This window comes from Streptococcus saliviloxodontae (assembly GCF_016908655.1).
In the GTDB taxonomy this organism is placed as follows: domain Bacteria; phylum Bacillota; class Bacilli; order Lactobacillales; family Streptococcaceae; genus Streptococcus; species Streptococcus saliviloxodontae.
This window is the reverse complement of sequence record NZ_JAFBEI010000002.1, coordinates 81,761-90,808: the sequence shown is the minus strand read 5'-3', so window position 1 is coordinate 90,808 and position 9,048 is coordinate 81,761. Positions and strand designations below refer to the sequence as shown.

The following is a 9,048-nucleotide window of genomic DNA, read 5'->3' as shown; positions in this document are numbered from 1 at the left end:
AACAACGACCTCCACTACTATTATACCGGAGGTCGTTTATCTAGTTTATGAAATTAATTTCTGAAAACGATATTTTCTTCATGCGTTTGTCGTGTGCAATTTCCCTAAAAAATCCACAAGTTCTAAGAGAGTTTACTTTAGTATCAAGTTTCAATCGCCAGTGTCTCGGCTAAAAGAGTTGCTTTATACCGTTACTATCCCACCAGACTAAAAAGAGTTTGAGACCTCTTTTGTCCCAAACTCTTCTTTACCTATTCTACAGTCTCTCTACTTCCTGTAGAAATCTTACTATTTAATGACTAGAGAAGCTCTTGTCCTTATCTCCTCTCTCCTATCGCTACTACAAACGATTATAGAGGACATCAACACCTAAATCATGATCGCTAGCAAATACTAAAAAGTCATCGTATGAGGTACGGCAGTTTTGAAAGGCCTCTCCATGGCAAATCTCTTCCAACAATTCCGTCTCTCTTTTTCCTAAAGCTTGTGATGATTTAAAACGAAGTAAAAAGCGTACTTCTTTCATCTCTTTTGGCATTCTGATATAGTAGTCATTTCCATTATCATCACTGATTAAAAATTCATGAAATAAGGCATGGCAATTAGTATCAGTCAATGCTACGTGGCTCTTTAAAAAATAGTTCATATGCGGTCCCTTTCAACATAAATGTTATGTCACTCTGTCACACGAATTTGTTATGGGCAAGAGTTATCTAGACACCATTAAATAGTCTCAGCCTTAGAATACACTATTTTCTTTCAGGACCTTTTACAAATTAAGATGAAATGTCAAATATTTTTTATCTTCTTAATATTTTATCCCTAAGATTAAATTTTTGCATTTTCAAAGATTTCCCTTGATTTCTAATTGTATATACTTTATAATTTATTTGAAGGAGATTGCTAGAATGACTTACAAATGGTCTATTTCTGAGCAAAAAATCTCAGCAGCTCTAGTAACATTATTAACTGAAAAAGAATTCGAACAGTTGACGATTCAAGATATTACTGAAACAGCTGGCGTCAGTCGAGCTACCTTTTACAATCACTTTTCCAATAAAGAAAACATGGTGGAGGTTATTTCAGCGAAATTATTGGATGATATCTCTGTTATCCTCATTCCAGATAGAAAGCTAGGAGAGCCTGTTATTTCACAGGCATTAGCCTATATCAAAGAACATTACAGTCTCGTCTATAGCTTAATCGACCATTTTCCAGATATCGAACTAACTCTTAAGACGTTTATATCAGACACCATTTTACATTCTGATATTGATCTCAAACAAAAAGTTCGCAACTACTATGAGATGCAAGAGAAATTTGCTATAGAAATTTATATCACAACAATTTATTCACTTATTATTACCTGGATTAAAACTGGTGCTAAAGAAAGTCCAGCTGAAATGGCTAAAACCATCAAGCACCCCATTAATCAACACCGATAAGCCTAAAACTATCAATAGGTGGTTTAGGGAGTATTAAATAGTTTAAGAAAAGTTTTAGGATGACTTTATATACTATAACCATCCTAAAACTTTTCTTTTTCATAAATCTCCTCAGGGTTTGGAACAGCTGTTCCAAACCCTTTTGGCTCTATAATTTCTGTAGTGGGTAAATCTCATTCAGATATTGTAGGGCTTTTTGACGGTATGCAAAAAGTCCCATATGACTTATAATGAAAAGCGACTAAACCATCATTAGAAAGTGTCACATGGAACTACAAAATTATATCAAAGAATCACTCAATATTAAAGACCCTAACATCATTTTTGATGACAAAATGGAAACACATTCCACACACAGAGAATACCATGCCAAATTGGATTACAACCCTCCTAAATGTCCTGCTTGTCAAGGACAGATGGCTAAGTACGATTTCCAGAAACCTTGTAAGATCCCCTACCTTGAAACGGTGGGCTTCAAAGTTCTCATCCGCCTTAAAAAGCGTCGTTTCAAATGCAAAGCCTGTGGCAAAATGACCATCGCTAAGACGTCTCTAGTTAGGGAAAATCATCAGATTCCCAACATCATTAACCACAAAATCACAGAAAAACTCATGAGTCGTGAGGCTATGACTAAAATCGCAAATGACCTCTCTGTCTCCGTCTCAACGGTTTATCGACAACTAGATCGCCATGAGTATCAGACTGACTTAAACCACTTGCCTCAAGTCATGTCTTGGGATGAGTATGCTTTTAAAAAGGGGAAAATGAGTTTCATCGCCCAAGATTTCGAGTCCAACAAGATTATCGCTATCCTTGATGGACGAACTCAAGCTGTCATCAAAAAATACTTCATGCGCTATTCTTACAAGATTCGTAAACGCGTCAAAGTCATTACCATGGACATGTTTAGTCCCTACTACGATATCGCGAAGTCGCTCTTTCCCAACGCAGAAATTGTTCTTGATCGTTTTCACATCATCCAAAATTTGTCCCGTGCCATGAACCGTTTTCGCATTCAAATCATGAACCAATTTGACCGTAAATCCCACGAGTATCGAGCCTTGAAACGTTATTGGAAGCTCATTCAGCAGGATAGTCGAAAGCTTAGTGACAAACGGTTTTACCGTCCAACCTTCCGGGCTCATTTGACCAATCACGAGATTGTCAAACGCCTTTTGAGCTACTCTGATGAGCTGAAGCAGCACTATGAACTCTACCAGTGTCTTCTCTTTCATTTTCAAGAAAAGCAAACCGAGCACTTCTTCGGGCTCATTGCAGATACCATCAAGGAGGTTAATCCTAGCTTCAAGACTGTTTTTTCAACCTTCCTCAAAGACCAGGACAAGATCATCAATGCAATGATGCTCCCTTATTCCAACGCCAAGCTGGAGGCTACTAACAATCTCATCAAAGTCATTAAGCGCAACGCTTTTGGTTTTAGGAACTTTACGAACTTCAAAAAACGGATTCTCATCGCTTTAAACATGCAAAAAGAGAGAACCAATCTGATTCTCTCTCGCTGCTGATTATAAGTCAACCCACTACAGTTGACAAAGAGCCACCCTTTTTTGATATAGACCAAAAAAGCATCCTAGTTCGGAAGACGTTCTCCAATACTAGGATGCTTTTGTATCGATGCCACCACCGAGAATTGAACTCGGAACTGAGCATTACCATTGCTCTATTATACCATTTAACTATAGCGGCTACCAACCTATAATAGCATAAAATAGGGGCAGAAGCAAGCCTCTTTTTTCCTACTTATATATTCCAATAATAGGGTGATGGCTATAAAACTTTATTTGAAGAGGTATTCCAACTTCAATTTACTCAGATTTATCACTTTCTCGTTGTGAATTCAAATTTATTTTATGATATAACTATAGTGTAGATAATTAAACTATGTGAATAGATTGAGGTGTGTTTATGAGTCAAAAAGCGCTAAGTTTGAATGATGTGATCAACTATGTTTCTCAATTACCTTTTGCAGACTTCAATAAAGTTGTACGTCAGTATGCAAATAGTCAAAAGGTTGATGTTAGTGATACTATGAACCTTGTCGTAGTTTCAAACTTTGAGGAACGCTTGGCGAAGTTAGGTGTCAATAGTTCATGTCCTCAATGTGGTTCACCATCAATCAGTAAATATGGTAAGCGAAATAATATTCAAGTCTTCAAATGTAAAGGCTGCTCTAAGCGTTTCACTCGTTTTTCAGGAACTGTTTTAGAAAAAACAAGGTGGCACTGGGATATTTGGCTTAAAGTCCTTGAAATGACCCTAAACGGTTACTCTATTGAAGATATGCGTAATGTCCTTATCAATGACTATTCTTGTATTGGGATTGATATTAAGACAGTTTGGTTATGGCGTTTAAAACTTATTACTGCTATGGCTAATATTCCAATGCCTATATTAAGTGGTATCGTACAAGTAGATGAAACTTTCGTCCGTGAGAGTCAAAAAGGAAGTCGTCATCTTAAATCAATGGTTACACAAACTGAAGAACGTAAACCTCGTTATGGTCGCCAATCCTCTAAGTTCGGTGTCATGGGTTCTGAGTTTGCAACAGTTGTAACTGCCATTGATAATCGTGGTTACTGTGTTTGTAAGGTCGCAAGTTTAGGAAGGCTATCTACCAATATTTTCTATGAACTTTTTCATGACCATTTTGATAGCCCTGCTTTTCTATGTAGTGACGCTAATAATATCTATGAAGAATATTGTCGTGTAACCAACACACCTCACTATGTTAGACCATCTAACTTTCTTAAAATTATAGGAAATCATGGCTATATTATTCAAGCAACCGATGAATTTGAAAAGAAAGCCAATAAGAAGGTATTGGAACACCTGTACTATGAAGGTATAACTGACAAGATCACTAATCGTGGCGAAATTCTCTTTGATAAATTCAATGATATTAAATATCAAAATGGCTTGTCATTAGCTCGTGTCAATGAATTACATAATGACATCAAGCGTTTTATCAACCGTGATATGACGAATGTTTCTACTAAGTACCTACAAGACTATATTGGCTATTTTGCTTATATCCGTAATTGGAGAGTGGAACACGGACACTACCCAACGTCTAAAGCAGACGCTGAAGCCATCTTTACTGAAATCCTAAAGACAAAGAAAAACCTTACTTCAACTGAAGTAAGGCAAAAAGAATTAGTATTACCAAAACCAAGTCCTCGTTATATGGAAGTCTTGAAAGAGGAAACCGAGAAAGCTAGAACAGCTATTGATAATCCTTATTTCAAGTTTAACGAGGAAGACGGTGTTTATTCCTTTAACAAGCGTGAGTACCTTCTTGACCTCCCTAAAAGCCGTCTCTTTGAGATAGCCAAGGAGTGTCACTTAACTAAGTATAGGAAATTAGCGCATTGGTCTTTAGTGTCACTGATTTTAAAACAAGACAAAATTCAAGATATTATCTATCAGCAGTTAGCTAGAGATAGAAACCAACTTATAGACGAAGAAGATTTAGAAGTGATGAGATCTAGTGGGTATGTATTATAAATTCTCATCTATAAAAGCGAGGGCTTTCTCTTCATTCTCTTCTATCGCAATTTCAACAGCTTTCACAGCTATCTTTAACAACTCATTGCTCTTTCTCCTTAATGAAAATGATTCTCTAATCAGGTTCCCTATATCTTTCTGAGCATTTTCATCTAACATTGGAATAAGAACTTGTTCTATTTGTGGAACACTCCAATGCTTAATAATAGAACCTCCTGCATCTCTTTTAGCTTGCATTTGAACAATTGGAGAGTTAAGGACTAGAGTTAAATAATCTAGATCAATGCTAATATTATCTTTTTTTATTAGATGCAATAAGGCACTTGAAGTAATTAATTTCCTATCTTCATCAACTTTATACGCTATTCCGCAAGTTCCATCTTTTGAGAAAAGTATTGTACCTTTTTTGGGAGAAATAGCCTGTGAAAAGTATTCAGAGGGCAAATAAACTTTTGGATTGTCAATTCCAAACTTATCAATATCTGCAACACGAACAAAAGGAATCCCTTCTTCTTCATAAAAGTTAGAACCAGGTTCAATGGATTTTTTTATATCAATTAAGTTTTTAAGTTTATCAAATTCATTTTCTTCAATTTGTTTAAGCAAATAATCAAATTTTGGCTGATAATATTCAGCATCAATACGATTCGATACTTCAATCTGTTTAATATTTTTTATTGAGATTTGCTTATCTGAAAATTCGTTGCTATCTATCCGTATATTTAGGATTCTTAATAACTCTTTGTTGACATCATGATAACTTAGATCAGATAATCTCTTTTGGGACAAAGCATTTTTTACGATTTTCTCAATTTCCATTTGGAAGTTATCTGACATTCGTGGAATTTTTAACTTTCGTATCTGAAACATACTAAGCCAAGGTTGAACATTTCCTGTTGAAAAACGTTCAACCTGTTTCAAACCAAATTTTGAATTAAAAAACGTTGTAAAGTAGAAGGGGTTAAAGCTATCATCGATAATAGTTAATTTAACAACATTTTCATTACAGTTGAACCCAACCTCACCTTCAGTAATAATCGATGCACCACCAATTTTTCCTTTTCTTGCCATCATTATATCATAAAGTTTTGTCTGCGAGGCTGGCAATTTTTTATGAGCCACCTCAGATATTTTTGTTAATTCATTAATATTTAGGAAAGTGTTCCCAACATTTCCCGACCTAATATACGGAACTTCTTTTGGATTTGTATCATTCAGTATATTGCTAATTGCTTTAAAACTACCGTTTGAAGTGACATCAGACATCTCTACAATATTTTCGATATAATTAGCGTCTTTTAAAATTAAATCAAGTTGAAGATATTCATTTTTAAAAAACTCTGAGTCAATTCTAAATTCACTATTTTTGGCTATCTCCCTAACATTTAATATAGATACTTCTAATTTTTCATTTGACAAAAGATAGCCCCTCTTTCTTAGCAAACTCCAAAAATGCTTCTGCAATACCGTCTTGTGAGTAAATGTTATGCGGATTTTTATTTTCTAGTAATGGGTCATGATTGAACAAATCATGTTTTACAAAAATATGCCCATGAGTATCCCTGATACGCTCTGAATATTCAATGACTTCCTCAGTTACTTTGTAAAATTTCTTCCATTCACTAGAAAGTTGATTATACTCATCATAGGAAATAAATTTATTATTGTTTTTCCCAAAAATAGGAGATTTCTTATAGTCTTTTTTTTCTGATGTGTTTAGTGATAAATACTCTCCGATAGAGAGCTTTTCAGGTTTGCCATCCGTTTTTTTATTTTTCTTAATGATAAATTCTACATTTTCTAGTTGCCAATACCTGTGGTTATTCAGTTCTCCATATTCCTCTATAAATAAATCCCTTATAAATTGTTTTTCCCCATTATTAGTGGTTTTCTCTATTTTAGTAACCCTATTTTCTGTCTGAATTTTATAATGAGATTTTTTGAACTCTTTTTTATTTTTCTCCTCATCAAATTCTTGCTCCGAAAGAAACACACCATCACTTTTACGAGTAATCACTCTAACAGTTTCATACTCATACTGGTTCCAAGTAAGATAATTTTCAGAAACATAGATTTTGTCTCCTGAACTGTCTTTGGTAGGTTCTTGCATAGTTGCAAAGAAAATAGGATAATCGACATCTCCATTTTCATCAGCCTGGGGTTTGGGACAAATATTGGGATATCCACAAGATTCATCAGTCCATTTCTGAACAAATAATACACTAGTTTTTGTGCTTGTATGAGGTTTAAAAACATGACTATGCAAGCCAACTACCCCTAGTAAGCGACAACGTTCTAAAATATAATCACGAATATATTTTTCGTTAGCATTATTAAAACGTCCTTGAGGTAAAACAACAGCCATTCTCCCACCAGGTTTTAAAAAATCAATATTTCTCTCGATAAATAATATATCTCTACCAACCTTATTCTGAAGTTTTTCTTTAGTTACCCCATTTTTTCGACCTAATAGATACTGTCTTAACTGCTCCTTATTTGTTAAATCTCCTGCGAATGGTGGGTTCGCCATTACAATATCAAAATCAAATTCTTTGAAGCGTTTACTGTCAGTTTTTGCCTTTAAATTACGACTAAGTTTTTTTAATCTGTCAAAACCTTCTCTGTACTTATCAGACCATTCTTCATTTTTGACATAATCTTTTGTCCAATTTTCATAGTCTAAAGTATTTAACTCAATGACATTGGTATGCCCATCTCCAGCAACAATATTAAGCATACGCCCAACTCGGACACTTTTTTCACTAAAATCAATACCGAATACGTTTTCCTTAACGTAATCTTCTTCCCTTTGTGTTCGCTTAGCAGTAGTAAAGAGATTATCTTTATTGGGATTTAAGATATTCCAAGAATGGAATATAGTATGCATTGGAAATCCGCAACTGCCTGCTGCGGTATCAATCATTTTTTCATCAGGAGAAGGATTTAACATTTTCACACACATATCAATAACATAGCGTGGCGTGAAATATTGTCCCATATCCCCTTTTTGCCCCTTATTTACAAGCTGTTCAAATGCTTCATCCACAACCTCTAAGTTGGAGTTAAATAGTTTTACATTTTGAAGTTCCTTGACACACGCTTTGACAGTTGCTTTTTGCATCTCTAACTTTGAGTTGGTTGGAAAGACACCAGTCCATTTATTCTTTGCTTTTTCAAAGAGTTCAGAGATATTGTCATAAATCAAATTTGTATTATCATGCTCTTTAGCTCGAAATTCTAACGCACGAAAGCCTGTATCATCTATCTCTTTAAGTGAACGACCACCATAACGCATTTGATTTGAAATTTCATCCGCATCATCCGCAGACATTTTTTCATCATAAAGTTTTGTGAAGATGAGCTTAAACAGCTCATCAAATGCTTTATCGCTAGAATCATTTGCTCCAAAACGTTGTTCAACATCTGAGATAACTTCTTTTAGAGTTTCATTATTTAAACGGTCGTAAATCATGAGTTGTTTAAGTGTAAATTTTTGCCCATTGACCCAATCTTCAATATCTTCTCCATAACGTAGAAAAGCAGATAAAGACAATTCATTATCAAAGTCAGGAGATTTATAAAATTTCAATAGACTTCCACCGTTTGTAATTACGCCTATTTGAGCTTGATTTTGCTTACAATATGAAGCCATTTGTTCTTTAGGAGTTGTCGACTCATCTCCTTCAATTTTGTTTTCATCTGTTACGTTGGGTCTCTTCACTTCAATAATAGCCGATATTTTCTTTTTCTTGCTATTCTCATAAATAGCTATGTCAATTCTCTTTTCCCTGATTTTTTCTCGGCCTGCAAACGTTGTCAAAACTTCAAAATCAAGTAATTCTTTTGGGTAACCATAAGTCTCGATAAGTTGATGAGCATATAGCTGTCTAACGATTTCCTCTGGTTTTAATTCAAAGTAATCATTATCCCTATTCAACCCCCTAACAACACACTCAACTCCAGCCTTTCCATCTTTTCGAAGATTAATCCTATCGTTAAGCCATTGAATTTCCTCCTTAGAAAAAGCTGTTAGCAACCCAAATTCATTTTTTTTAAGTAAATCTTTAACTTCCATATT

Annotated in this window: 6 protein-coding genes and 1 tRNA gene; 3 read left to right on the top strand and 4 right to left on the bottom strand. The window is 34.8% G+C overall.

Annotated features, from left to right (window positions below; genetic code table 11):
- Positions 1–340: 340 nt before the first annotated feature.
- Complete coding sequence (locus JOC31_RS00900; RefSeq protein ID WP_205016337.1) at positions 341–646, bottom strand: hypothetical protein; 306 nt, start codon at positions 644–646, stop codon at positions 341–343.
- Between the two features lie 262 nt (positions 647–908).
- Here JOC31_RS00900 and JOC31_RS00895 point away from each other — a divergent pair, with 262 nt between their 5' ends.
- Positions 909–1,445 (top strand): TetR/AcrR family transcriptional regulator, encoded by a 537-nt coding sequence (locus JOC31_RS00895; protein ID WP_205016336.1) that lies wholly within the window; start codon positions 909–911, stop codon positions 1,443–1,445.
- Between the two features lie 266 nt (positions 1,446–1,711).
- On the top strand, positions 1,712–2,971 hold the full coding sequence (locus JOC31_RS00890; RefSeq protein WP_205016335.1) for an ISL3 family transposase: 1,260 nt from the start codon (positions 1,712–1,714) through the stop codon (positions 2,969–2,971).
- Between the two features lie 110 nt (positions 2,972–3,081).
- Here JOC31_RS00890 and JOC31_RS00885 read toward each other — a convergent pair.
- Positions 3,082–3,152: transfer RNA gene (locus JOC31_RS00885), tRNA-Thr, on the bottom strand.
- Between the two features lie 219 nt (positions 3,153–3,371).
- Between JOC31_RS00885 and JOC31_RS00880 the strand changes: the two genes are divergently transcribed.
- On the top strand, positions 3,372–4,970 hold the full coding sequence (locus JOC31_RS00880; protein WP_205016334.1) for an IS1 family transposase: 1,599 nt from the start codon (positions 3,372–3,374) through the stop codon (positions 4,968–4,970).
- Here the strand turns inward: JOC31_RS00880 and JOC31_RS00875 are convergent.
- The gene (locus JOC31_RS00875; RefSeq protein WP_205016333.1) at positions 4,965–6,389 is read right to left on the bottom strand and encodes a restriction endonuclease subunit S domain-containing protein; all 1,425 of its coding nucleotides are present in this window, start codon (positions 6,387–6,389) and stop codon (positions 4,965–4,967) included. The genes JOC31_RS00880 and JOC31_RS00875 overlap by 6 nt on opposite strands.
- Positions 6,379–9,045: an N-6 DNA methylase gene (locus JOC31_RS00870; RefSeq protein WP_205016332.1), complete on the bottom strand. Its 2,667-nt coding sequence runs from the start codon at positions 9,043–9,045 to the stop codon at positions 6,379–6,381. The genes JOC31_RS00875 and JOC31_RS00870 overlap by 11 nt, the downstream gene beginning before the upstream one ends.
- Between the last annotated feature and the right edge of the window lie 3 nt (positions 9,046–9,048).